This is a genomic window from Roseateles sp. P5_D6 (genome assembly GCF_054049415.1).
On record NZ_JBFUMK010000020.1, the window covers coordinates 148260 to 174498 of the forward strand.

Below are 26239 nucleotides of genomic sequence, written 5' to 3' on the forward strand. Positions count from 1 at the left end.
ATTTCAGAGTCAAAGCGCATCGCAGGACGCCACCGGGAAAACATGGCTACTCCGCGCCGAATTCGACCCGGATCGGCGATGCGACGCGCTTGCGGTAGGCCTCCACATAGCCCTGCCAGGCTTGCGCCGTGGGGATCTCACCAGACCAGTCGACCGCGGCGCCAAGGTAGTAGCGCAGCGGCTGGCCGGTCTTGGCCTTGACGAGGATCAGTTCGTTGTCGGGATCGGCCGCGTAGCCGTCTGCACCGGGCAGCAGGATGGCGACACCGAAGTCACCCGCGCTGCGCTGGCGCACCCACTGCATCAGCGTGTCCGGGGCGCGGTAAGCAGCGACCGTCGGCGCCTGCTCGGGATAGGCCGGCTTCTTGTTGAGGCCCAGCGCGACCGTGAGCGTCTGCGGCGTGGCAGTGCTGAAAGTGCTTTCGACCGTGTCGAAAAGATGGCCCGCGTCGACCGTGAACCGCTTCACTTCGCTGACCGCCACACCGCCCGCGTCCCACTTGTCGTAGGTCAACTCGAAAACGGCACGGACGGGCCCGTTCGTGATGACGCGCCACGCCGAGTAGTTGCGGCTGACGAACAGCCGGCTGCCATTCCAGATGCCCGTGCCGCCCGCGCCGCGGGTGCGGCCGACGGCGTACATGTCGAGCCCTTCGCCCTCGTCCTTGTGATAGTGGTCGTGGCCCTTGTTGTACCAACGGTCGACGATGAGGTAGGACGGCCGCTTGAACCAGATGTCGACGCCGCTCGTGACGAGGACTTCCTTGTCGCTCCCGGGCGGCGCCGGCGCGGCCAGCGCCTGGCCGTAGGTGCGGTGCCCGATCCTGTCGTTCTCCCACGCGAAGTCGTCGAGGCGCTCGGGGACATAGCGGGCGAAGGCCTTGACGGGAAACGGCGGCGCAACCGTCGTCGTCTTCTCGACGGTGAAGCGCGCGCTCTGCTCGTCCATGGCGAAGTCATGCTGGAAGATCAGCTCCCCGTAGGCGATGCCTTCGTTCTTCGGGTCTTTCGCCAACGGCGCCACGTTGGTGACTTGGTAGGGCAGCAGGTTGCCACCGGCATCGCGCACAGCGAGCTGATGCAGCAGTGCCCCGGGCAGGCGCCGGGCCACTTCGGACCAGGGGACCGCGATCGTCTCGGCCGGCCGCGCGGCCTTCAGCTCGTGCCGGACAGTGACGACCAGGCGCTCCGCCGCGCCGGCGCCCAGCGCGTTCAAGGCCAGCCAAACGGCGAGGAACGCCCGCTTCATCAGTAGCCCACGGCGTAGTCTTTGGGAAAGCGGTTGCTGCTGAACGCCTTCTTCTGCGTCCAGTCCTGCGCCGGCGCCGTCCAGTAGGAGTCGGTCGCGGGCAGGCCCAGCGCGAGCAGGCCCGCCGCGGCGATGTACATGCTGCCGTTGTTGGAGTACCAGTCCCCCAGTTCAGGCTGATGGCCGCGAAAGCCGATGGTCAGGAAACCGTCCTTCGTGAAGTTTCCGGGGCCGTCCCAGATCGCCACGTGCGCGGCGTGCAAGGCCGAGCGCACCTGCCCCTCGGGCAACGATGCCGGCAGCTGCTTGCGCCAGGCCAGCAAGGCCAGCGGCTGGAACACCGCGGTGCGGTAGGTCAGCGAGCGGCCGATCGGCGGGTAGCTGCCCTGCGGGCCCACGAAGCGCTCCAGGTGCTCGCAATAGCGCTGCGCGCGCTTCGTGGCCTGCGCCAGCAGGTCCTCGGGCTTGGCGTTCCAGAACGGCCCCTTCCTGGCCACCAGCACCTCGAGGATCTCAAGGAGCATGGGGTACATGACGTAGGAGCAGTAGTAGTCGAAATGGAAGTCCTGGCCGTCCTTGATCCAGCCGTCGCCGACATACCACTCGTTGATCTTGCGGATGGCCCCGTTCATGCGCATCGGGTCGGATTCCTCGCCGATGGACAGCAGCCAGGCCTCGTTCATCGCCGCGAACAGCAGCCAGTTGATGTAGGGCACCTCGATGCGGCGCAGGCCCTTGATCTCGGCCACGATGCGGCCTTTCGTGGCCGTGTCCAGCGGCTCCCACAACACCTTGGGTGCGCGCATCAGCGCGTTGGTGAAATAGGCGGAATCCACCAGCGCCTGGCCATGCCCCTTCCAGGTCAGGTAGTCCGGGCTCTTGGGGTCGACCGCGTTGACGTAGCTCTGCAGCGCCTGTTGTTGCAGGCGCTGGCGCAGCTTGCCCTCGGCAGCGTCATCCGCCGGCAGCGCGAGCCACGGAGAGATGCCCGAAATCAAGCGACCGAAACATTCGAGGTAGGCGACGGAAGGGTCGCGGCCATCCCAGGTGGGGCTCAGCTCGAGCGCAAACTTCTTCTTCAGCTCGCCTTTGGACATCAGGCCCAGCACCGGCTCCGCCATCTGGCGCAGCAGGTTGAGCATGTAGGCACGCTCCTGTCCAGGCGCAGCGGCAGTTGAGGCAGTCGCCGCAGCTGCCGCCTCGCTGGTGGCCAACAGGGCCGGCACGGTCGGCCCCAAGGCCGCAGCGCGCATGAAATTTCGACGTTGCACTTTGTCTCCTGGCTGCGCCGTTATTTGTCGAGCAGACGGACCATTTCAGCCCCTGCCAGCAGGAAGGCGCCGACGCCGAAGTGCGACGTGGAATTCTGGTCTACCACCTGCCCCGGAATCGCGCGGTCGCCGATCGGCTGCACATACCCCAGCTTGCCGTCGGGCTGTAGGGCCACGGTCGTCAGGTAATGCCAGCCGCGCTGCGCCGCAGGCAGGTACCGGTCACGCGGCAGCAGGCCATTGTTGATGCCCCACAACAGCCCGTAGGTGAAGAAGGCGGTCCCGCTGGTCTCGGGGCCCGGCGCATGGGCCGGGTCCATGAGGCTGCGCGTCCAGTAACCCTCGGGCTGCTGCAGCGGCAGCAGCGCCGCAGCCATGTCCTGAAGGCGCTGCACGTACTCACCGCGGTGCGGATCGTCCTGCGGCAATTCCGACAGGACCCTGGCAAGCGCCGCAAATGCCCACMCATCGCCGCGGGACCAGAAGTCCTTCTTGCCGTTGACGCTCTTGTGCTGCGGGAACACGTATCTCGCGTCCCGGTAATAGAGCTTCTCCTGCGCGTCGTACATGATGCTGTTGGCGTGGCTGTAATACTCGTACATCTTGTCGAGATACTGGCGATTGCCGGTGGCCTTGTACATCTTTGTCATGACCGGCATGGCCATATACAACCCATCCACCCACCACCAATAGTCCTTGTTGGGGGTGCTCATCTGATATTCCATCACCTCGCGGGCGCGGGCAATCTTGCGCGGGTCCTTCTCCAGTTGATAAAGATCCGCGTAAACCTGAAAGCAGATCTGCCAATCACCGAATAGCACGTGCTCCGGCGTTTCGCCGTAGGTGTATTTCCAGGTCGATTTATCCTTGGACCGCGCGCCCGCCCATTGGTTGTATTCGGCCCAGGTCTCGGTATAGCGCCGATAACCTTCATTGCCGGTCACCCGGTAGGCTTCGATATTGCCGGTGTGATAGGCCGCCACATTCCAGAACGGGCTGTCTTGAGCAGGTGCGCGCGCTTGCCAGTAGGAATTGATCTTGTCGATCGCCGCAATCACTTCACCGCGATTGCTGCCGTTCTGAGCGGGCGCGCCCGCACATCCACCCAGAGCAATGCCCAGCGTCAATAACAAGCCGCTCACGCAATTCTTCAGTTTCATCAGCATCGATCCGTTGAACGCACGGAGCAATTCCAATGCGTCGGCTTGGTCGGCGCAGCCCGCCGGTTGGCTGCTGCGGCCATAGAGTATGGTTACGTTAGCATATCAAGTCGAAATCACAAAGAAATTTGCGTGACCGGCACGCTTTGCCGGCCGCGCCAACGAATGTGGTATCGTCACCACATTCTGGTATTCCATCTCAGCGTCGATCTATGCCAAAACCCAGCAGGCTCAGTGAAGTAGCGAAGTTGGCCGGTGTCGCGCCCATCACCGCATCGCGTGCAATCCGCGGCACGGGCTACGTCTCGGAAGATGCACGCGCACGCGTCATGGAGGCTGCGGCCAAGCTGAACTACTCGCCCGACATGGTGGCGCGACGCATGCGCGGCGAGAAAAGCCGGCTCATCGGCATCTTCGTGAACAACTTCGGCTCACTGGTGCTGCATGAGATCACGAAGGAGATCAGCAACGAAGCGCGTGCCCGCGGCTACGACATCCTGCTGTTCAACGCCGACCGTTTCGACGCCCCAGGCCGCGCAGACACGCGCGACATGCTGGCCAATCTGTGCGCCGGCCTCATCCTGCCCATGCCGAACGTCGAGGATGCCTACCTCGGCGACCTTGAACACCGCCAGTTGCCCTGTGTGTTCGTCAACTTCGATGCGCGCGCCATGGGGCTGCCCGTCGTCGTGGTCGAAAACCGCAAGGGCGCCCGCACGGCAGTCGAGCACTTGCTATCGCTGGGGCACCGCCGCATCGCGTTCATTGCCGGCTCCCACTACACGGGCCAAAGCACCGAGCGGCAGGCCGCCTATGTCGAAGCCCTGAACGAAGCCGGCATCGCCGCAGACCCGGCGCTGATCGTTCCGGGGCGTTTCGTCCAGACCGGCGGCTACGCGGCCACCGTGCAGCTGCTGGACCTGCCGGAGCCGCCCACCGCCATCTTCGCGGCCAACGACGAGATGGCGTTCGGCGCCATCGACGCCATCCACAGCAAAGGCCTGCGCGTCCCCGAAGACATCTCGGTCGTGGGTTTCGACGACATCGCCATCTCCAGCCACATCCACCCACCCCTGACGACGATGCGCCAGCCGCTGGTCGAACTCAGCGCCTGCGCGGTACGGGAACTTGTGGCGCTGATCGAGGGCCAGGGCATCGCAGCGAAGAAGATCGCCCTCCCGCTGGAACTGGTCGTCCGCAAATCGACCGGCCCCGTGGCGCAGCGCGGCTGACATGAATCGCGCACTGGCTGCGAGAGCTGGGGCGGCTGTGCCGCTCAGCCTTGTCGGGCTGGGCGCCCTGCTGCTCTGGCTGCTGTGCGGCGATTTCGGCGTCTCGATGCGCGACCGCGCTGCCGTGCCCAGCGCGCTGGAGCTGCTGCGCCGGCACGCGGCGTCTGACACGACGATCTCGCTGCTGCTGTCCACGGTGCCCGCCGCCTTGAGCTTGCTGTTGGTACCCCTGGCCGGCTATCACTCGGACCGCTGCCGCAGCCGCCTTGGCAGGCGCAAGCCCTTTCTGATGGTTGCAGCGCCCACCGGCCTCGTGGCCATGGCGGGCCTGGCAGCCTCACCCACGCTGGCGGGCTGGCTTGATGCTGCACTGGGCGGCTGGTCACCCGGCCTGCACAACTGCCGACTCGCGCTGTTCAGCCTGTTCTGGGCCGCATTCGACTGCGCCGCCATCAGCGCTTTCTCGCTGTTCAACGGCCTCGTCAATGACCTTGTACCCGCGGGCCTGCTCGGTCGCTTCTTTGCGGTGTTCCGAATCGTCAGCCTGACGATCGGCATCGCGTATCACAACTGGATCTTCGCGCTCACGGACCACCATCTGCGCGAGGTTCTGATGGGCGTCGGCCTCTTCTTCTGCCTGCCTATCCTCGCGATGGCGTTGATGCTGAAGGAGACACCCTTGCCGCCCGACACCGCGCCCGCTGACAAGACGGAGCGCCGGCTGAGATTTCCCCTCGACCACGTGCTGGCCTGCTTTCGCCATCGCTCCTATGGGTGGGCCGTCGCCGCCTTCGTGCTGGCGAGCGTCACCTTCAGTCCCTTCAACACCTTCTATCTGCACTACGCGCACGCGGCCGGTATCCAGAAGGCCACGCTGGGCGCATTGACGGCAGCCGGCTATGCGGTGTCCATCGTGTCGGCCTTTGCCATTGGATCGATGGCTGATCGCTTGGGTGCGGTGCGGGTCTCGGTAGCCATCATGACGGTGTATTGCGCCATCTCGGCGGGCGGCTTCGCCTTGGTGTCGGACGCCGCCAGCTTCCGCGTCTTCTACTTTGCCCACGTGGTGATTTCCGGCGCATGGTTCACGGCTGCTGCATCAATGCCGATGGCGCTTTTCCCGCGCGACAGATTCGTGCAGTTCAACTCGACCAAAGATCTGATGGTGATCTTCGGCACGATCCTGGTCAGCAGCGTCCAAGGGCCGATGCTCGACCTGTCCGAACACGACTATCGCTACACGCTGCTTGCAGGAACGGTTTTCTCTCTGCTGTGCGTTGTGTGCCTCTTGCGTATGCCGTTCCGCCGCAGCACACCTGCCTGTCCAACAATCGCTGAGCCAACCGAACATCCTGAATCATCAAATCCTGGCACGTCTGCGCTTGAGCAACGGAGCTGATGTCGACGGCGAGATCTCCGCAAAGAAGTCGAAGAGTTGCTGTGCTGCGGGCGCCAGCCCTCGCCCCCGACGTTTGATAAGACCGACGACGCGCTTCACTTCTGGACCATCGAGAGGGATGCTGACCAGCAAGGGATGGTCACGCGCGGGCATCGCCAACGAGGGCACTGCAGCAACACCAAGCCCGGCCTCCACCAACCCCAGCAACGTGGTCACGTGTTGCGCCTCGTACAGGCTCTGGGGCCTGCCCACAACCCCGGCCAGCGCCTGATCAATCAGCAGCCGGTTGCCCGAGGACTTTCCCACCGTGATGAAGTCGTGCGCGGCAAGATCCAGCCAACTCACACGGCGTTTGTTCGCCAGCGGATGGTCTCTTCGGCAAGCCGCCACAAAGCGCTCCTCAAGCAGGGGTTGGAACTCAATCTCTGGTTCCTGGCTGCCGATGAAGTTGAGCCCGAAGTCAGCCTCGTTGCGGGACACGGCCGCGAGCACCTCGTTCGCACTCGCATCAAACACCTTCACACGAATCTTCGGATAGCGGTCGCGGTATCGCCGGATCACTTGCGAGAGGTAGTAGTAGACCGTCGAGGGAACGCAGGCGATGGTGACCTCACCCATGCGGGTGGCGGCAATGCCTTTGATGCCGAGCAACGTGGCATCCAGGTCATCGAGCATGACCTGGACCTTTCGCGCGAAGTCCCGGCCCACAGCGGTCAGGCTGACGCGCCGGGTCGTTCGCTCCAGGAGCTTGACGCCCAGCGCTTCTTCCAGCTTCTCGATGCGTCGGCTGAAGGCGGGCTGGGAGATGTTCACGGCCTCCGCCGCCTGGCGGAAGTTGGCCAGTTCGGCCACGGCGCGAAACGCCTGCAGATCGTTCAGATCGAAGTTCAGCGCCATGGAATTCCTTCTCGGCGGGCCGAAACGGGCACCCTAGATTGATGCGCCCTGTGGATCAATCGATTCTAACAATGCAATTCACAGACGATCTGTTGCTGAAGATCATTCAGCCATGTCTTCCATCCGCCTCCCTTGCGTCCTCATGCGCGCCGGCACCTCCCGCGGTCCGTTCTTCCTTCGTGAGTGGCTTCCACAAGATGACCTGGCGCGTGACCAGGCGCTGATCGGTGCCATCGGTGCATCCGATCTKYTKCAGGTSGAYGGCGTSGGCGGCGGCAGCACGCTGACCAGCAAGGTSGCGATCGTGTCGCGGTCGTCCCAACCGGACTGCGATGTCGACTACCTCTTCGCGCAGGTTGGCGTCGGGCAGCAATCCGTCGATACCCGTCCCAACTGCGGAAACATGCTGTCGGGCGTCGGCCCGTTCGCCATCGAGCAGGGCTTGATTCCGGCAAACGACGGCCTGACCACCGTCCGTGTGTTCAACGTCAACACCCGCTCCCGCATCGAGGTCACCGTCCAGACCCCTGAGCGCTGCGTTCGCTACGACGGCGATACCCGCATCGACGGCGTTGCAGGCACAGCGGCGCCGATCTATCTCAACTTCCTGGACGCCTGGGGCGCCGTGACGGGCGCGGTCTTTCCGACCGGGCGCCGCATCGACCTCATCGACGGCATCGCGGCGACATGCATCGATGCCGCCATGCCGCTGATGATCATCCGGGCGTCCGATCTCGGCGTCAGCGGCCGTGAGACGCCGGTTCAACTTGACGAGCATCCCGGCCTGCTGGAACGCATCGAGCGGCTGCGCCGCCATGCGGGCGAAATCATGGGCCTGGGAGACGTGACGAACAGCGTCATCCCGAAGCCGGTTCTGGTGAGCCCAGGCGATGGCCCGGACAGCATCACCTCGCGCTACTTCACGCCCAAGCGCTGCCATGCATCGCACGCCGTCACCGGCGCCATCGGCGTTGCCACGGCGTTCGCACTGCCAGGCACCGTCGCCAGCGGCGTTGCCATGCGACCGCGAATCCATGACGTCGTGGTCCTGCATCCGCAGGGTCGCATCAATGTCGCCGTTGAGATCGACGGCTGCGGTGAGGACGCGCGCGTGACGCGCGCCGCATTGGTCCGCACCGCCAGAAAGATCATGCAGGGCGACCTCCATGTGCCTGGCTATGTGTTCTCGAAGCCCTTGGAATCCAACAACGGAGACGACGAAGTGCAACTGCTTCTCACCCCTTTCATCGCCGGCGCTCTCGTCGCCGCAACACCGGCCAGCCAGGCGCAGACGGCCGCGCCCTACCCTGCCAAAACCATCACGATCGTCGTGCCCACGGCCGCCGGCGGCGGCAACGATGCAATGGCCCGCACCATCGCTCAAAAGCTGGGCCCGCTGCTCGGCCAGACGATGATCATCGACAACCGTGCCGGCGCCACCGGCTCCATCGCCAGCGAGTACGTCGCCCGTGCAACGCCCGACGGCTACACGCTGCTGTTCGGGTACATCGGCACGCATGGGATGAATCCGGCGCTGCAGAAGCTGCGTTACGACCCCGTTGCCGACTACGAGCCCATCGGTCTGGTCGGCTACTCACCCACGCTGATGGTTTCGACCGTCGACGCGCCGGTCAAGGATGTGAAGGACCTGGTCACGCAGCTGAAGGCCAAGCCCGACGCCTTCGCGTATGCCTCCGCCGGCAATGGCACGGCGCCGCATTTCGCGGCCGAGCTGTTCCTGCTGAATGCCGGCGTGCACATGACGGGCATCCCGTACAAGGGCTCAGCTCCGGCCATCACGGACACCATCGCCGGACAGACCCAGTTCATGTTCCCGAGCCTGTTCACCGCGCTGCCCTTCGTCAAGAACGGAAAGCTGCGCGCCATGGCGGTGGCCGGTCCCAAGCGCGTCGCCGCCTTGCCGGATGTGCCGACGCTCAAGGAGGCCGGCGTTGACGGCGTCGATGTCATGCAGTGGTACGGCATCTTCGCCCCGGCCAAGACGCCAAAGGCCGTCGTCGACAAGATCAACAAGGCGCTCAACCAGGTGCTGGCCGACAAGGAAATCGTCAAGCGCATCGAGGACCACGGTGCCGATGTCCAGACCAGCACGCCCGAGGCTTTCGGTGCGTTGGTGAAGAGCGAAGTCGCCAAGTGGAAAAGCGTCGTGCAGCGGGCCAAGTTGAAAGCCGACTGAGCCCTCGCCCCTATCAACCAGAACAAACCGGAGACAGAAAATGAAGCATTCAAGAATCGTGATCGCAGGCCTCGTCGCCTGCTCGGCATCGACCGCTTGGTCGCAAGGCGTGACGCTTGCCGGTGTCGCCGACGCCGCCGCGCGTTATGTGTCCAACGAGGGGCGAGGGTCAGTGAGCTCGCTGGTCAGCGGATCGAACTCGACCAGCAAGCTCATCGTTCGCGGTGTCGAGAGCCTCGGCGGAAACCTCTCCGCAGGGTTCCACCTGGAGCATGGCTTCCAGCTCGATTCGGGCACCCAAGTCGCCAGCACGCAGTTCTGGGACAGGCGCGCCACCGTGCATCTCATCAGCAAGGACTGGGGCGAGCTCCGGATGGGGCGCGACTACGTGCCGAACTACCTCAACTGGAACCGCTTCGACCCGTTCGCCTATGTGGGAGCGGGCGGCGCCAACAACTTCATCTCGGCCACGCCGAACGGGCCGATCCGGTCAGCGTTTGGGTCGGGGCTCAACACCACCGTCCGGTCGAGCGACTCCGTGCAGTACATCCTTCCAGGCGACCTCGGCGGCCTGGAAGGCGGCGTGATGCTCGCCGCCGGCGAGGGCGGGACCACCGCTGACGGAAAGAACAAGTTCACCGGGGGCCGATTGGGATACACCGGCAAAGGCTTCACCGTCTCGGCCGCCGCGTCGCGCAGCACGAACAACCTGACCGGAGGCAACGCGTTCCGTGACCAGGTCGTTGCGGGCAGCTATGACTTCGGCCCCGTGCAGCTGAGCGCGGCCCTGCGCCAGTTCAAGCAGGCAACGGCCAAGCAGACCAACCTGTTGCTGGGTGCGTGGATCCCGGTCGGTAGCGGCACCGTCAAGATTTCGCTGAACCGCGCCAACCTGTCCGGAAAGGTCGGCACGGTGTCCATCGACGCCAACGACGCCCAGCAGTTGGCGGTCGGCTATGTGTACGACCTCTCTAAGCGCAGTGCCGCCTACACGACCTTGTCCGTGATCAACAACAAGGGCGCAGCTACCTATGTGGTCCCCGGTGGCGCGTCCGGCATGGCCGGCGGCGGCACGTCCAAGGGCCTCGAGGTCGGCCTGCGCCACAACTTCTGACCGGAGGATTCGACATGGACGACCTCGCCGCATGGATCGGCCGCACCGCGACCGCCGACGACACGATCACCCCGACACCCGTCGCGGCCTTGGCCGCCACCCTGGACTACCCCTCGGCGCCGGTCGAACCGGGTGCCGCCCTGCCTGCGCTCTGGCATTGGCTGTACTTCCTGTCGCTGCATCGCCAGTCTGAGATCGGCGCCGACGGCCATGCCAGGCGAGGCGGCTTCATGCCGCCGGTGCCGCTGCCGCGGCGGATGTGGGCGGGCAGCCAGTTCGAGTTCCATTCGCCGGTCCGCGTGGGGGATCGCGTCAGCCGCACCTCGACCATCGCCGACGTGAAGACGAAGAATGGGCGCACGGGCCCGCTGGTCTTCGTCAAGGTGAGGCACGAGCTGCGCTGCAACGGCGCGGCCGAGCCGGCGCTGGTCGAGTTCCACGACATCGTCTACCGCGAGGCCCAACGCGCCGATGACGTCGCGCCGCCCCCGCAGGCGGCTCAGGTTGATGCGCCCTGGCAGCGCGTGATCGTGCCCGACGACGTCCTGCTGTTCCGCTACTCGGCGCTGACCTTCAACGGGCATCGCATCCACTACGACCGCAAGTACGTCACCGAGGTCGAAGGCTATCCAGGCCTGATCGTCCATGGCCCGCTCATCGCCACGCTGCTGATGGATCTGCTGCGGCGCCAGCTTCCCGACGCGGATGTCGCGACCTTCCAGTTCAAGGCCTTGCGGCCGACGTTCGACCTCAATGCCTTCCGCGTCAATGGCGCGCTTCAGGACGACGGCAAGACCGTGCACCTCTGGGCGATGGACCACGACGGCTGGCTGACGATGGACGCCACGGCAACGCTGCGTTAGGACACCAATCATGCAACCCCTCAAAGGCCTGACCGTCGTGACGCTGGAGCACGCCATCGCCGCGCCATTCGCGACGCGCCAGCTTGCGGATCTCGGAGCGCGAATCATCAAGATCGAGCGCCCGGGCAGCGGCGATTTCGCGCGTGGCTACGACAACCGTGTGCGGGGCCTCGCCTCGCACTTCGTCTGGACCAACCGCTCCAAGGAAAGCCTGACGCTCGACGTCAAGCATCCGGAGGCCGCGCGCGTGCTGGAGCGACTGGTGCTTGAGAAGGCGGATGTGGTCGTGCAGAACCTCGCACCCGGCGCCGCCGCGCGGCTCGGGCTGGGTTATGAGCGCCTGTCCGCCATCAAGCCCGGGATCATCGTGTGCGACATCTCCGGCTATGGCGGCGACGGCCCGTATCGCGACAAGAAGGCCTACGACCTGCTGATCCAGAGCGAAGCCGGCTTCGTGTCCGTCACCGGCACGCCCGACGAGCCCAGCAAGGCCGGCCCGTCGATCGCAGACATCGCGGCAGGCATGTACGCGTACACCAACATCCTCGCCGCGCTGATGCAACGCAGCCAGACCGGCCGAGGCCAGCACATCGACATCTCCATGCTGGAGTGCCTGACGGAGTGGACGAGCTACCCGCTCTACTACGCCTTCGAAGGCGCACCACCACCGCCGCGCACGGGGGCCAGCCACGCCACCATCTATCCCTATGGTCCCTTCCCCACGGGCGACGGAGGCACGGTGATGATGGGTCTGCAGAACGAGCGCGAGTGGGTCAACTTCTGCGAGAAGGTCCTTTTGCAGCCGGGCCTCGCGACCGCCCCTCGCTTCACCGGCAACGCCAGACGGGTGGCAGAGCGGGTCGCCTTGCGCGCCCTGATCGTAGACGCCTTCAGCGCGCTGACGGTGGCGCAGGTGGTTGAACGCCTGGAGCAGGCTCAGATCGCCAATGCGCGCGTCAACACGATGGCGGACGTCTGGGCGCATCCGCAGTTGCAGGCGCGCAAGCGCTGGCGGGAGGTCGGCACGTCCGCCGGGCCGGTGCCCGCGCTGTTGCCGCCCGGCTCCTGGGATGAGGGCCCTCGCATGGACCCCGTGCCCGCTTTAGGCGAGCACACCGACGCCATCCTGACGGAGCTGGGGATGGATACCGACGCGATCCGGGCGCTTCATGCGGCCGAGGCTGTCTGACATGCCGGCCCGCACTTACCTCTTCGTTCCGGGCAATCGCCCCGAGCGCTTTGACAAGGCCCTGGCCAGCGGCGCCGATGCCGTCGTGCTTGATCTGGAAGATGCCGTGGCGCAGGAGGACAAGCCGACGGCGCGAGATGCAATCTCGACCTGGACAAGGCTGAGGACGGCGGCCGAGCTGGACAGGATCGTCCTGCGCGTCAACGACGCCGAGAGCGGCGAATTCGCCGACGACCTGCGGCTGCTGCGCGACACGAGGCTGCCCAGGGCCATGCTGGCCAAGGCCGAGTCGCCCGAGCATGTCCGGGAGCTGCGCGCCAACGCGCCTGCCGTCGACGTGCTGGCGCTGATCGAATCCGCGCGAGGCGTGGCCAATGCAGACGCGCTGGCCGGCTGTGACGGCGTTTCACGGCTTGTGTTCGGCACGCTCGACTTCGCGCTGGACCTCGACATCGACATCAGCGACCAGGCCGATGGCCTTGCTTTCTCCGCCAGCCGTCTCGCGCTCGCATCCCGTTGCGCCGGCATTGCCGGGCCGGTGGCCGGCGTCACGACACAGCTCGACGACGAGGCGCGGTTGCTGGCTGAGCTGGCCTGGGCGCGTCGGTTCGGCTTCACAGCCAAGCTCTGCATCCATCCCAGGCAAGTGGCCATCATTCACGCCGCACTCGCACCAAGTGCGCAGGACCTCGATTGGGCTCGCCGGGTGCTCGCGGCCGACGCGGCTTCACCCGGCGCCGCCCGGCTCGACGGCCACATGGTCGACCGCCCCGTGGTCCTGCGCGCGCAGCGGCTGCTGCAGCGCGCATGGCACTGATCCTCACCCCCACTGGAGACACTCCCCATGGCTTCCACCCTCATCGACTCCGTCATCTTCCAGGGCATCTTCGGCACCGAAGCCATGCGTCACGTGTGGTCCGACGAGAACCGAACGCAGAAGTACCTCGACATCGAAGCGGCACTTGCCAAGGTGCAAGGGCGGCTCGGCCTGATTCCGCAGGAGGCGGCCGACGAGATCGTCAGCCACTGCCACCTCGACCAGATCGACATGGCCAAGCTGCGCCTGCAGACCGAACGAATCGGCTATCCGATCCTGGGCGTCGTCTCCCAGCTGAACCTGCTGTGCCGCGACAAGCTGGGTGAGTTCTGCCACTGGGGCGCGACGACGCAAGACATCACGGACACCGCCACCGTGCTCCAGATCCGCGAGGCGCTTCAGCTCGTCGACGATGAGCTGACGGCGATCTCGGCGGCGCTGGCCAAGCTGTGCCGCGAACATCGCCTGACGCCGATGATCGGGCGCAGCAACCTGCAGCAGGCGATTCCCGTCACCTTCGGCTACAAGATGGCTGGCCTGCTGTCGGCCATTGAGCGGCACCGTGAACGACTGGCCCAGCTGCGGCCGCGCGTGCTSGTCGGYGAGTTCGCCGGCGCGGCAGGCACSYTGGCRTCSCTACAGACCSAYGCGATGGAGACCCAGGCCGGCCTGTGCGCYGAGCTGGGSYTGRGSCAGCCSSTGATCGCCTGGCACACCATCCGCGACAACATCGCCGAGGTAGGCRCCTTCCTGGGCCTGGTCGGCGGCACGCTGGGCAAGCTCAGCATGGACGTGAAGCTGATGATGCAGACCGAAGTGGGCGAGGTGTTCGAGCCTTATGCCCACGGCCGCGGCTCCAGCAGCACGATGCCGCAGAAGCGCAACCCCATCTCCAGCTGCTACATCCATGCGGCGATTTCGGTGGTGCGCCAACATGCCGCCGCACTCATGGACGCCATGGTCGCGGATCACGAACGCAGCACCGGGCCGTGGGAGATCGAGTGGATCGTGCTGCCCGAAGCCTTTTGCCTGATGGCTGGCGCGCTGAAGCAGTCGCGCTTCGTGCTGGAAGGGCTGGAGGTGGACCCGGMCGCCATGCGCCGCAACATCGACATGACGCACGGCCTGGTCATGAGCGAGGCCGTCATGATGGGTTTGGGCCCGTACATCGGTCGCGAATTCGCGCACGACCTGGTCTACGACATCTGCCGTCACGCTGTGAGGCAGCAGCGGCCGCTGCTCGACCTGCTCTGCGAGCACCCGCAGATCAACAAACATCTTGATCGAGATGCGTTGGCCGTCTTGTGCGACCCCAACAACTACCTCGGGCAGTCCGGCGTGATGGTCGACCGCGTGCTGGCCACCCTGCGCTGAAGAGTCGGCCAAGACCGACGGCGCAGTACGCGTTTCATAAATTCGGAGACAAGCGATGCAAGTTCCCAAGCTTCTCAAGATGCTCTACGTTCAAGTCCTCATCGGGCTGGTGGTGGGCATCACGGTTGGTCACTACTGGCCGGAATTCGGCGCTTCCCTCAAACCCCTCGGCGACGGGTTCGTCAAGCTCGTCAAGATGATGATCGCCCCCATCGTGTTCTGCACGATCGTCAGTGGCATCACGTCGTTGGGAGAGTCCAAGGAGATTGGCAAGACGCTGATCAAGGCCATGGGCCTGTTCTATGCGCTGACGGTCATCGCGCTGTTCACGGGCCTGGTCGCGGTATCCGTCATGCAGCCTGGCGCGGGCATGCACGTCGACCCCACCCACTTGGATGCAGCGGTGGTCGCCAAATACACGAGCAAGGTGCCGCCGAGCGGATTTGTCGAGTTCGTTCTCCACATCATTCCCACCTCTTTCTTCGGTGCGTTTGCCGAGGGCGAGGTCCTGCCGGTGCTGCTGCTGGCCGTGCTGTGCGGCTTCGGACTCACGCGCATCGGCCGTGGGGGGCACGTCGTGCTGTACAGCATCGACAGCTTCTCGCACATGCTCTTCGCTGCGTTCGGTTTCGTCATGCGGTTGGCCCCGCTGGGTGCATTCGGTGCGATGTCGTTCACCGTCGGCAGGTACGGCATCAAGTCCATCGGCTCCCTCGGCATGCTGATTGGCACCTTCTACGTCGCCTGCGTCTTCTTCGTCGTGGTTGTGTTGGGCCTGCTCGCCCGTGCGCACGGGTTCAAGCTCTGGCAGCTGCTCCGCTACATCCGGGAGGAACTGCTGGTCGTTCTGGGCACCTCATCCAGCGAACCCGTGCTTCCCCGGCTCCTGATGAAGTTGGAGCGGCTGGGATGCAAGAAGGGCGTGGTCGGTCTGGTGCTGCCCACGGGATATTCCTTCAACCTGGACGGCACCGCCATCTACCTGACGCTGGCGTCGATGTTCATTGCGCAAGCCTGCGACATCCATTTGAGCTGGGGACAGATCGGTGCGATGTTGGGGCTGATGTTGCTGACATCGAAGGGTGCGGCTGGCGTGACCGGCAGTGGGTTCGTCGCCTTGGTCGCCACGTTGACCGTCATGCCTGACCTGCCCGTTGCAGGCGTGGCTCTGCTGGTCGGGATCGACCGCTTCATGTCCGAAGCGCGGGCTCTGACGAGCACGATGAGCAATGCGGTGGCCTGCGTCGTCGTATCCATCTGGGAGAGGGCATGCGATCGCGAGGTCCTGACGCGTGAATTGGCGATCGGTTTTGTTCAGGTCGAGCTCGAAGAAGAAACCGAAAGGGAGATTCCGGTCGCTCAACCCGCGCCCGTGGTTCAGGCAGTGCAGGCCCACTGAACGCTTGTCGGGCACCGCGCCCCTCCCGTCCGCCATCCGATCGACCGGGACGATGGCACACCGTCCCAGGGCTCCGAGCCGCCGGCCACGCCCCACGAAGCCCTTGCCGAACCTGCGTCCAGTAGGCAATGAAGTTCTGAAGCTCCCGGTAACGGGCCTTTCGCGATACGCTGCTCACTTGCTGCCAGCGGCAAGCGAAGGCAAAGGAATTCAGTGGGGCAACTGGAAGGCCAGAGTCAGAGACACCTCCTGCCGGGTCTGCTCCTGGCTTCGGCTCTGCTCACCTCGCCATCCCCTGCCCTCGCGCTCGATCCTCCCCTGCAGGTATCCCAGTACGCGCACACCTCGTGGACTGCTCGGGACGGCGCCTTGCTGGGCCTCGTCTTTGCGATGGCACAAACCCCCGACGGCTATCTCTGGGTCGGTGGGTCATTTGGCATGTTTCGCTTCGACGGCCTTCGGTTCGTTCCCTGGCAACCACCGAGAGGCCAGTCGCTGCCAAGCAATCCCTACGCCCTGCTGGTTTCCCGCGATGGCACGCTCTGGATTGGCACCTTCAATGGCCTGGTCAGCTGGAATGGCATCGAGCTGACCCGTTATCCGCAGATCCCCAACGGGTTCGTGACGTCGTTGTTCGAGGACCGCGACGGAACGGTCTGGGCCGGCCTGCTGGGCGAACAGGGACGGCTGTGCGCCATCCGCGCAGGTCAGGCCCAATGTTCCATGCCCGAAGGCGGGTTTGGCCAGTTCGTCTGGAGCCTGGCCGAAGACAAATCCGGGGCGCTGTGGGTGGGTGCGGACTCGGGCCTCTGGCGATGGAAGCCCGGGACGCCGCAACGATTCGAGACGCCAGGCGCGCGAGTGGGCGACCTGAGCACGACCGCCGATGGACAGCTCCTGATTGGCATCCGTGGCGCAGGAATCCAGCGCATCGACGGCGACAGGTTGGTGCCTGCTCCGATGCGAAGCGCTGCCAAGCCCGATGAATGGCTAGCTGACCGCGACGTCAAGGCCAACAAGTTGTTGCGGGACCGCGATGGCGGGCTCTGGATCGGAACCGAAGGCCACGGGATCCTCCATTTGCAGGAGGGGCAGGCCGACGCGTTCACCCGGGCAGACGGCCTCTCCGGGAACATCGCCTGCAGTCTCTTCCAAGACCGCGAGGGCAACATCTGGTTCGGCAGCGAGAAGGGAATAGACCGCTTCCGAAAGCTGCCTGTCACCACCCTCTCCTTGCAACAAGGGCTGCCCAATGACGGCACGAAGTCTGTGCTGGCCACGACGGACGGCAGCGTCTGGGTGGCAACCGGCGATGGACTGGCCCGATGGAAGGGCGCGAGACCGACCGTCTACAGGGAACGCGACGGCCTGCCCGACGCCAGGGTGCAGTCCCTGCACCAGGACGCCGAGGGGCGACTCTGGGTGAGCACGGGCCGTGGCCTCGCCTACTTTGCGAACGACCGCTTCGTCGCCGTCAGCGGTGTGCCCAGCAAAGAGATCTATTCCATCACGGGGGACGGGGCGGGCGACCTCTGGCTTTCAGGCAACGATGGCCTTGCACGGCTGCATAAGGGCCGATTCGCCGAGAACATCCCGTGGGCCGCGCTCGGTCGCCGGCAACAGGCCAAGGTCGTCGTCGCCGACCGAGGTGGCTTGTGGCTGTCCTTCTGGCAGGACGGTGGGGTGTTGTATTTCAAGGACGGCAAGGTCCAGGCCGCCTACACGCCCGCCAAAGGGCTGGGCGCGGGCCACGTCGCCGGTCTCCGGCTCGATGCCGAAGGAGCGGTCTGGGCTGCCACCGAAGAGGGGGGCCTCAGTCGGATCAAGGATGGCCGCGTCGCCACGCTCACGGTCGGCAACGGCCTGCCCTGCAACACGGTGCACTGGTCGACGCTGGACGACGATGGGTCGCTGTGGATGTATGCGTCCTGCGGGCTCGTGCGGGTTCTGCGTGATGACCTGGCTGCCTGGATCGCCGACCCGAGCCGCCGGGTCGCCACGAAGGTCTGGGGGGCCGCGGATGGCGTGCCGCTGCTGGCGCTCACGCCGGCCTACTTCAACCCTCCCGTGGCGAAAGGGCCGGACGGCAAGCTCTGGTTTGTGTCGGGCGCAGACGTCCAGGTGATCGCCCCCGACCACCTGCCCTTCAACCCGCTGCCGCCGCCGGTTCACATCGAAGCTCTGCTCGCCGACCACAAGCCCTATGCGGTCGAGAACGGCCTTCGTCTGCCCCCGCTGGTCCGCGACATGACGATCGAGTTCACCGCGCTGAGCCTGGTCGACCCGAAGAGCACGCGCTTTCGCTACAGGCTGGAGGGGCACGACCACGATTGGCAGGAGGCCATCGACAGGCGCCAGGCCACCTATACCAATCTGCCGCCCGGCAACTATCGCTTCCGCGTGAAGGCGTCCAACAACAGCGGCGTGTGGAACGAGGAAGGCGCGCAGCTCGAGTTCGCCATTCCACCGGCCTTCTACCAAACCACCTGGTTCCGCCTGGCCGGCGCCGTCCTGCTCATCGGCCTGGCATGGAGCGCTTTCCAACTCCGGCTGCACATGCGCATCCGGCGGCTGCATCGGCAGTTSGARGCGACGCTGGAKGCGCGWRTYGCCGARCGCACGCGCATYGCYCGCGACCTGCACGACACSCTGYTGCARCGTTTYCACGGGCTGCTGCTGCAGTTCCAGGCCGCGCTCAACCTGCTGCCTGATCGCCCGCGCGAGTCGAGGCAGATCCTTGCGGGCGCCATCGACCATGCAGCCGAGGCGATCACGGAGGGCCGCGACACCGTGCAGGGCTTGCGGACCTCGGCGCTGGAGACCAACAACCTGGCGGACGCCTTGCGGGCGCTCGCCGAGGATCTGGCGAACGAGAGCGGTCACGCGGCATCGGCGCATGTCGAAGTGCAGGGAACGCCGCAAGCTCTGCATCCGCTGGTGCGCGACGAGACCTTCCGCATCGCCGGCGAGGCGCTGCGCAACGCCTTCCACCACGCTGATGCAAAGCAGATCCAGGTCGAGATTGGCTACGACGAGCGGCAGCTGTGCGTACGGGTTCGCGACGACGGCAAGGGGATCGACCCGGAAGTGCTGCACGCGGGCGAAAAACAAGGGCACTTCGGGTTGAGCGGCATGCGAGAGCGCGCCGAGCTCGTCGGCGGCAAGCTGGCGGTTCGCAGCGGCCCGGGGACCGGAACGGAAGTGGTATTCAGTGCGCCCAGCTCGCAGGCGTACAGTCGGCCAGTACCGGCTCGATCATGGTTCCTCCACAAGAAGTTCGCACCCAGCGAGGTCGGCGAATGACCGAAGATCTGACCCGCATCCAGGTTCTCTGCGTCGACGATCACCCGATCGTGCGGCAAGGCATCGCGATGCTGCTWTCYGTGGAGCCGGACATGGCCCTSGTGGCGGAAGCAGCGAACGGMCGCGAAGCGATTCAGCAATTCCGCGCGCACCGCCCGGACGTCACGCTGATGGACTTGCAGATGCCCGGCATGAGCGGGCTCGACGCGATCGGCGCGATCCGGGCCGAGTTTCCCGAAGCCCGGATCATCGTGCTCACCACCTACGCCGGCGACGCTCAGGCGCAGCGCGCCTTGCAAGCCGGCGCGCGCGGCTACCTTCTGAAGAACGCCTTGCACAAGGAGCTGCTCGACGCCATCCGCGCCGTGCACGCCGGCCGCCACGCGCTTCCGTCGGAAGGGTCATTTGAACTGGCCGAGCAGATCATCGACGACAACCTCACGCCGGCGGAGATCAGCGTCCTGCGATTCATCGCTCAGGGGAACGCCTACACCGAGATCGCCAGGGTGCTCGCGCTCAGCGAGGAGGCGGTCGAAAGCCAGGTGCGAAGCACCCTGTCGAAGCTGGATGCCCGGGATCGCGCGCATGCCGCGACGATCGAACTCGAGCGCGGGATGCTCCAGACCGAGCGCGCCGCCCGGCACGCAGCCGAAGCGGCCAACCGAGCGAAGAGCGAGTTCCTCGCCGGCATGAGCCACGAGCTGCGCACACCGCTGAATGCCGTCCTCGGCTACGCGCAACTGCTGACCATGGAGGGCGGCCTGAGCGCGCGCCAGGCGCGCGGCCTGGACACCATCCACCAGAGCGGGCAACACCTGCTGGCGCTGATCAACGACATCCTCGACCTGGCGCGCATCGAGGCCGGCCGCACGGACCTGAACCCGGAGCCGGTACACCTGACCGGCCTGCTGCAGACGGTCGTGAACCTCATGCGGGTGAAGGCAGACGAGAAGCGTCTGGCCTTCGTGTTCGAGGCCGGTGAGGGCTTGCCCGAGGCCGTGCTGGCCGACGAGCGCCGGTTGCGCCAGGTGCTGCTGAACCTGCTGGGCAATGCGATCAAGTTCACCGACCACGGCACGGTCGCGCTGCGCGCCCGTGCCGAGCCGACTGGCCCCGGGCAGGTGTTGCTGCGGCTGGATATCGAGGACACCGGTGTCGGCATGCGCCCCGACGACATGGAGCGCATCTTCAAGCCCTTTGAGCAGGTGGGCGACGTGCAGCACCGCAGTGCTGGCACGGGGCTGGGGCTCGCGATCACCCGCGCGTTGGTGAACGACATGGGCGGACAAGTGCAGGTGAGCAGTGAGTTCGGGCGCGGCTCCCGATTCCGCGTGGAGCTGCCGTTGCCAATAGCGCAGCCGGCGGAGGCCGCGCCTCGCAGGATGCCCGGCGTGGCGCGCTACACGGGGCCGCCGCGACGCGTGCTGGTGGTCGACGACGTGGCGGCGAACCGCACGCTGATGTGCGATTTCCTCACCAACGCCGGATTCGAAGTGGCGCAGGCCAGCGATGGCAGCGAACTGCTGGCAGCGGCGAGGAGCTTCCGGCCGGACCTGATCTTGATGGACAGCGTGATGCCGTCTGTCGGCGGCGTGGAAGCCACGCGCCGACTGCGGCGGGAGGCCGATCTGGCCACCGTGCCTGTGATCGCGGTCTCGGCCTCGGCCACCGCCGAGCACCGTGCCGCCTGCCTGCAGGCCGGCGTCAACGTGTTCCTGACCAAGCCTGTGTCCCTGGAAGCGCTGCGGGCCCATATCGGAGAGCAGCTCGGCCTGCAATGGCCGCCCACGGCAGGCGCTGACTGATTGAGCGGCGGCATGGTCCGGGCGGGCGCGTTGCGCGCCCTGCCCTCACCCGGCAATCCTCGAGGTTTGAACGACTGAAGCGATTGGATTAGCCTGCATGGCTCACGCTCGCTCGCAAGGAGACCTTTCCATGAAGCTCTACTTCGCCCCTGGTGCCTGTTCGCTGTGCCCACACATCGTGGTGCTGGAGGCGGGCCTGGCCGCTGAAACCGTGCAGGTCAATTTGAAGGCCCACCAACTGCTCGATGGCAGTGACTACTWCGCSATCAACCCGCGCGGCTACGTGCCGCTGCTGGAGCTGGACGACGGCCAGCGCATCACTGAGAACGCAGCCATCGTGCAGTACCTGGCCGAACGCGCGCCCGACCGAGGCCTGCTGCCACCGGCCGGCACCCTGGCACGCACGCGCGTGCAGGAATGGCTGGCCTTCGTCGGCAGCGAACTGCACAAAGGCTTCTCGCCGCTGTTCAATCCGGCCCTGCCCGAAGAGGCCAGGCCGATCTTCAAGAAGAAACTGCTCGATCGCTTTGGCTGGGTGAACCAGCAACTGGCCGGCAAGTCCTACCTGATGGGCGAGACCTTCACCGTGGCCGACGCCTACCTGTTCGTGATCACCGGCTGGGCCGGCCGCGTCGGCGTGGACATCGCGGGCCTGGAGAACCTGGCGGCCCACCAGGCGCGAACGCGCCAGCGCCCTGCGGTCCAGGCGGCCCTGCAGGCCGAAAGTCAGGCTTGATCGCTGCTGCTGGAAAGCGGGCCGCTGCCTCGCCACGGGAAGAAGCACCTGTGCCTGCGCGGCGCTGGCCTCGTCACCACAGCGGCCGGCGAGGAACACTGCACGTGTGAGCCATGTCAGGGGACTCCAAGGCCGGCGGGCTTCACCGCCATCCAGCAAGCCATGGCGACCATCATCAGATTCTCGGTCAGCGAGACAAAGCCCAGCGGCACGCCGCTGTCACCACCCACGCAGGCACACTTCAGCTCGCGCTTGTCGACATACACCGCCTTGAAGACAGACACCGCACCCACCACCCCTATGAAAAGCGCCAGGGCAATCGCCAGCCACCTGAGCGCATCTGCCAGCATCAGGATGCCGGCCAGTCCTTCTGCGAACGGATAGATGTAGGCGTAGCGAACCCACCTCCTGGCCAGAAGGTCGTAGTTGAGGAACATGGTGGAAAAGGCCTCGACATCACGCAGCTTCTGAAGGGCCAGCAGGCACATCGAGAGGGCCACGAAACGCTCCATGGCCTGGACGATGCGCAGGCCGCCGTAGTCGTCCCAGCCGATGGCCAACGACATCGCCGCGGCCATTGCGAACAGCATGACGACCGGCAGGTAGGTGGCAGCGCCCTCGTCCTTCACCGGGTGGCCGAAGAACGCGCGCAGGTCATCGTGCCCACCTATGCGCCTGCCATCGATGAAGGTCTGAGGCGTGGTCTGCACGCCTTGCGCCTTCTTGAATGCCTCGGTCTCGGCGTGGCTGGTGAGCGGGTGGTCCTCGACCTCGTAGCCGTGGCGCTTCAGCAGATCCAAGGACTTCAGCCCGAACGGGCAGACATGCTCCGGCATGACCATCCGGTACAACACTGCCCGTTTGACCGGTTTCACCATCGCTGAACTTCGGCTCAGGCGCCGGAGCCCAAGTTTGAACGCGTTGATGACGAGGCATCCACCTTCGCCAGCCAACGCAGGACGGCCTCGACGACCGCCTCCGGCTGCTCCAGCGTCGTCAGGTGGCCCGCCTGCGGCACCAGCAACAACTCGACGTCACCTTTGAGCAAGTGGGCCATCTGCTCACTGCGCTCGGGCGGCGTGACCTGGTCCTCGCGGCCACAGACCACCAGCGCCGGACACTCCAGCGTCTGCAGCACGTCGCGGCGGTCGGCGCGATTCATCGCCGCCGTCTGCTGACGGACGAAGCCGCCGACCCCGACGGTACGCGCCATGTCGCGCAGCAGGTCGAGCAGTTTTTCATCGGCGGCATGCGCCGGATGCAGCAGGCGAGCGGAAAGCTCTGCAACAACCTGCTCGAACGTCGCGCTGCCCGCCTTGAGGCGATCGAGGATGCGCTGGCGGTTCAACCTGGCCTCGGCCGTGTCGGCGCGCGCGCTGGTGTCGATCAGTGCGATGCCCGCGATCCGGTCCCGCGCCTGGCGGCAGAGCTCCAGCGCGACATAGCCGCCCAGCGAGAACCCGGCGACAGCAAAGCGCCCCGCAGGCATGCGAGCCAGCGACGCAGCGGCGAGCGCGCCGACGTTGTCGGCGATGTGGGTCTGCCCCTTTTCCACGATGCGCTCCTGGGAGATCGCTTGAAGAATGGGCCCCCACACCCGGGCATCGTTCAGAAGCCCAGGCAACAGCAGCAACGGCATCGACGCCATGGTCGCTCCAGCCAATGGTTCTGGTGACGACGGTAGACCGATCGGGACGGTTCGCGTGTCGGACAACTGCCTGAGCTTTCAAGCCCATGCCGGCAAGCAAAGTGTTACTTACGGCGCGCCATGGCAGATTGGACTTAGAGTCAGAACGGCGCGCCGTTGCGCTGCGGAACCATGGCCACGCTTGCAGGAGCGAACGAATGGTCGCCAGATCCGGAAAATCAGCTCACCGAGGCAGGAAGGTTTTGCGCAGCAAGCGCCGGTCAACGCTTGAGTCGAGGCAAATGAGCGGTTCGCACGCACGCCGGTATCAACAGCTCTTCGCGGCCAACCCCTTGCCCATGTGGGTCTATGACCTCCAGACGCTGCGCTTTCTCGACGTCAACGAAGTGGCCTGCCAGAAATACGGCTACACGAGGGAGGAATTCCTTTCGATGTCCATCCGCGACATCCGTCCACCGGAAGACGTGGGCGCCGTGGAGACGTCAGTACGCCTCACGCCCGCTGGGGTGTTCAACAGCGGCGTCTGGCGGCATCGGCTCAAGGACGGGCGGCTGATCTACGTCGAAATCACCTCTCATGAGTTGCTCTATGAAGGCCGGCCTGCCCGCTTCGTCGCGCCGCTGGACGTGACCCTGCGCATGCAAGCGGAAGCGGCACTGCGAGAGCGCGAGGCCGGTTTGCGGCGCGCCCAGGGGGTGGCCAAACTCAGCCATGTGGTGACCCGCCCGGACGGCTCCTTCGAGCGCTGGTCCGACACCCTGCCCCAGCTCGTCGGCTGCGCGCCGCAGGACATGCCGCGCACGACACGTGACTGGATGAACCAGCTGGTGCATGCCGACGATCGGGCCAGCTACCGCAGGGCGAGCCTCGAAGCGGCGCGCACGCGGGCCAAAGTCGAAGTGGAGTACCGCCTGGTGCGCGCCGATGGCGAAGTCGTGCAGGTGGCCCAGGTGATCGAGCCCCTCGAGGAGGTGGCCGAGGTCGGCGGCCTGCGATGGTTCAGCACCCTGCAGGATGTGACGGTCCAGAAGGCGGTGGAAGCCACCATGCGCGACCTCAACGAGCAGCTCGAGCACCGGGTGGCCCTGCGGACCGAACAGCTGGAAGCATCCAACCGCGAGCTCGTCGCTGCCACCCGCTCCGCCGAGCATGCCAACCAGGCCAAGAGCGAGTTCCTGAGCCGCATGAGCCATGAGCTGCGGACGCCGCTGAACGCCATCATCGGCTTCTCGCAAATGCTCGCCTCCCCGGGCCACGGCTTGCCCGCGGAAAGGCAGGTGGCCTTCAACGCCCATATCCAGAAGGCCGGCGAGCACCTGCTGACGCTGATCGGTGAACTGCTCAACTTGTCGCAGATCGAAGCCGGCAAGCTGAAGCTCGACATGCAGGTACTGCCGCTGCGCCAGTTGCTGGCCGAGTGCGAGGCCATGGTCATGCCGCAAGCCCAGGCCCGCGGCCTGCAAACGAATTTCGAGGCGCCGCCAGACGCGCTGGCCGTGGTGGCGGACCGAACGCGACTCAAGCAGGTGCTGCTGAACCTGCTGTCCAACGCCATCAAGTACAACCGGCCGGGCGGTGCGCTTGAACTGCGGGTGCGACCCTCAGGCGCCGAGCGTGTGCGCATCGAAGTACAAGACGGCGGCTCCGGACTGCGCCCGCAGGAGCTGGCCCAGCTCTTCGAGGCCTTCAATCGGCTGGGGCATTCCGGCGAAGGCCCGGGCGCCGTGGAAGGCACGGGCCTCGGCTTGGTCGTGACGCGGCACCTGGTCGAATTGATGGGCGGCCGAATCGGCGTGGACAGCACGCCCGGAACGGGCAGCTGCTTCTGGTTCGAGCTGGCTGGCGGTGAAGCCGTGTCGCGAAAGCCGGAGATCGGCGTCGGCCCGCAGGAGCGCCCCGGCGGCGTGAGCGACATCCAGCCGCAGCTCACCGTGCTGCTGGTCGAGGACGACCTGCCCAGCCACGACCTCGTGCGCGCGCAGCTGTTGCATCGGCCGGACCTGCGCCTCATCACGGCAAGCAACGGCCGCGAGGGTGTGGCGCTGGCCCTTGCCCACGCGCCCGCCGTCATCCTGATGGACAACCGGATGCCGGAACTCACCGGGCGCCAGGCGTTTCAACTGCTGTCGCAGGATCCGCGTACCGCCAGGATTCCGGTGATCGCCATCAGCGCGGGGGCCGACACCATGCCCGAGGGTGACGGCGAGCCGATCCTCTGGTTCCGCCGGGTTGCCAAACCTTTTGACCAGGGTGATCTGCTGTCTGCGATCGACGACGCCATCCGCCACAGAGCGGCCTGAAGTCGTCCGGTCGATGCTAAAGCTAACTTACCATATCAACTGACAAACTTGCGGCGCGACCGCCATCGGGGCCCAACTTCAGACTCCCCCACCAACGGCCGAAAAACCATAACGACGGCGCGGCCATTGTGTTTGCGTTGCCTCTGTAGCACATGACTCACAGAATGAGCTGACCTACAAATCAAATGAACGAGGCGGCCATGTCTGAGACGCTGCGCAGCCGGCCGAGACAGGAGACAGGTGGGAGAGTTGAACGGTGGCCGCGCGCGCCGCGCTGCGTTCATGG

At 65.7% G+C, this 26239-nt stretch carries 19 protein-coding genes; 13 read left to right on the forward strand and 6 right to left on the reverse strand.

Translation table 11 applies throughout. The features are described from left to right. Window positions 1-46: 46 nt before the first annotated feature. The 3 genes from ACXJKM_RS23235 to ACXJKM_RS23245 are packed head-to-tail and all read right to left on the reverse strand — an operon-like array spanning window position 47 to window position 3680. Window positions 47-1249 carry a DUF4861 family protein gene (locus tag ACXJKM_RS23235; protein WP_457355517.1) on the reverse strand — a complete coding sequence of 401 codons (1203 nt, stop codon included), beginning with the start codon at window positions 1247-1249 and terminating at the stop codon, window positions 47-49. Then, window positions 1249-2520 carry a DUF2264 domain-containing protein gene (locus ACXJKM_RS23240; protein ID WP_457355519.1) on the reverse strand — a complete coding sequence of 424 codons (1272 nt, stop codon included), beginning with the start codon at window positions 2518-2520 and terminating at the stop codon, window positions 1249-1251. The genes ACXJKM_RS23235 and ACXJKM_RS23240 overlap by 1 nt, the downstream gene beginning before the upstream one ends. A gap of 20 nt (window positions 2521-2540) precedes the next feature. Next, window positions 2541-3680: a glycoside hydrolase family 88/105 protein gene (locus tag ACXJKM_RS23245; RefSeq protein ID WP_457355521.1), complete on the reverse strand. Its 1140-nt coding sequence runs from the start codon at window positions 3678-3680 to the stop codon at window positions 2541-2543. A 212-nt stretch (window positions 3681-3892) separates the two neighbouring features. Here ACXJKM_RS23245 and ACXJKM_RS23250 point away from each other — a divergent pair, with 212 nt between their 5' ends. Next, window positions 3893-4912, forward strand: coding sequence for a LacI family DNA-binding transcriptional regulator (locus ACXJKM_RS23250; protein WP_457355523.1), 1020 nt, complete (start codon window positions 3893-3895; stop codon window positions 4910-4912). 1 nt (window position 4913) lies between these two features. Next, a complete protein-coding gene (locus tag ACXJKM_RS23255; protein WP_457355525.1) occupies window positions 4914-6311 on the forward strand; it encodes an MFS transporter in 1398 nt (465 codons plus the stop codon). On the opposite strand, the gene ACXJKM_RS23260 is transcribed toward ACXJKM_RS23255, so the two are convergent. Further along, complete coding sequence (locus tag ACXJKM_RS23260) at window positions 6273-7208, reverse strand: LysR family transcriptional regulator (protein ID WP_457355527.1); 936 nt, start codon at window positions 7206-7208, stop codon at window positions 6273-6275. The two genes, ACXJKM_RS23255 and ACXJKM_RS23260, sit on opposite strands and share 39 nt — an antisense overlap. A gap of 142 nt (window positions 7209-7350) precedes the next feature. Here ACXJKM_RS23260 and ACXJKM_RS23265 point away from each other — a divergent pair, with 142 nt between their 5' ends. From ACXJKM_RS23265 to gstA, 10 genes are all read left to right on the forward strand, one after another. Further along, window positions 7351-9405, forward strand: coding sequence for a 4-oxalomesaconate tautomerase (locus ACXJKM_RS23265; protein WP_457355581.1), 2055 nt, complete (start codon window positions 7351-7353; stop codon window positions 9403-9405). Between the two features lie 58 nt (window positions 9406-9463). Further along, window positions 9464-10519, forward strand: a complete 1056-nt coding sequence (locus tag ACXJKM_RS23270; protein ID WP_457355529.1) for a porin — start codon at window positions 9464-9466, stop codon at window positions 10517-10519. A 14-nt stretch (window positions 10520-10533) separates the two neighbouring features. Continuing rightward, window positions 10534-11382, forward strand: a complete 849-nt coding sequence (locus tag ACXJKM_RS23275) for an FAS1-like dehydratase domain-containing protein (RefSeq protein WP_457355531.1) — start codon at window positions 10534-10536, stop codon at window positions 11380-11382. 10 nt (window positions 11383-11392) lie between these two features. Further along, window positions 11393-12571, forward strand: coding sequence for a CaiB/BaiF CoA transferase family protein (locus tag ACXJKM_RS23280; protein ID WP_457355533.1), 1179 nt, complete (start codon window positions 11393-11395; stop codon window positions 12569-12571). 1 nt (window position 12572) lies between these two features. Further along, the gene (locus tag ACXJKM_RS23285; protein ID WP_457355535.1) at window positions 12573-13388 is read left to right on the forward strand and encodes an HpcH/HpaI aldolase/citrate lyase family protein; all 816 of its coding nucleotides are present in this window, start codon (window positions 12573-12575) and stop codon (window positions 13386-13388) included. Window positions 13389-13415: 27 nt separating this feature from the next. After that, entirely contained in the window at window positions 13416-14762 is a 1347-nt protein-coding gene (locus tag ACXJKM_RS23290; protein WP_457355537.1) for a class-II fumarase/aspartase family protein, read from the forward strand. A gap of 55 nt (window positions 14763-14817) precedes the next feature. Continuing rightward, a complete protein-coding gene (gene dctA, locus ACXJKM_RS23295) occupies window positions 14818-16161 on the forward strand; it encodes a C4-dicarboxylate transporter DctA (protein WP_457355539.1) in 1344 nt (447 codons plus the stop codon). 369 nt (window positions 16162-16530) lie between these two features. Beyond that, window positions 16531-19464 carry a sensor histidine kinase gene (locus ACXJKM_RS23300; protein WP_457355541.1) on the forward strand — a complete coding sequence of 978 codons (2934 nt, stop codon included), beginning with the start codon at window positions 16531-16533 and terminating at the stop codon, window positions 19462-19464. Further along, a complete protein-coding gene (locus ACXJKM_RS23305; protein ID WP_457355543.1) occupies window positions 19461-21269 on the forward strand; it encodes a response regulator in 1809 nt (602 codons plus the stop codon). Before ACXJKM_RS23300 ends, ACXJKM_RS23305 begins: the two co-directional genes overlap by 4 nt. Before the next feature lie 130 nt (window positions 21270-21399). Beyond that, window positions 21400-22005 carry a glutathione transferase GstA gene (gene gstA, locus ACXJKM_RS23310; RefSeq protein WP_457355545.1) on the forward strand — a complete coding sequence of 202 codons (606 nt, stop codon included), beginning with the start codon at window positions 21400-21402 and terminating at the stop codon, window positions 22003-22005. A gap of 116 nt (window positions 22006-22121) precedes the next feature. Here the strand turns inward: gstA and ACXJKM_RS23315 are convergent, their stop codons facing one another. Both ACXJKM_RS23315 and ACXJKM_RS23320 read right to left on the reverse strand, forming a co-directional pair. After that, the gene (locus tag ACXJKM_RS23315) at window positions 22122-22883 is read right to left on the reverse strand and encodes a MauE/DoxX family redox-associated membrane protein (protein WP_457355547.1); all 762 of its coding nucleotides are present in this window, start codon (window positions 22881-22883) and stop codon (window positions 22122-22124) included. Between the two features lie 14 nt (window positions 22884-22897). Then, the gene (locus tag ACXJKM_RS23320; protein ID WP_457355549.1) at window positions 22898-23653 is read right to left on the reverse strand and encodes an alpha/beta fold hydrolase; all 756 of its coding nucleotides are present in this window, start codon (window positions 23651-23653) and stop codon (window positions 22898-22900) included. Window positions 23654-23739: 86 nt separating this feature from the next. On the opposite strand from ACXJKM_RS23320, the gene ACXJKM_RS23325 reads away from it, so the two are divergent. After that, window positions 23740-25953: a PAS domain-containing hybrid sensor histidine kinase/response regulator gene (locus tag ACXJKM_RS23325; protein ID WP_457355551.1), complete on the forward strand. Its 2214-nt coding sequence runs from the start codon at window positions 23740-23742 to the stop codon at window positions 25951-25953. Window positions 25954-26239: the final 286 nt, after the last annotated feature.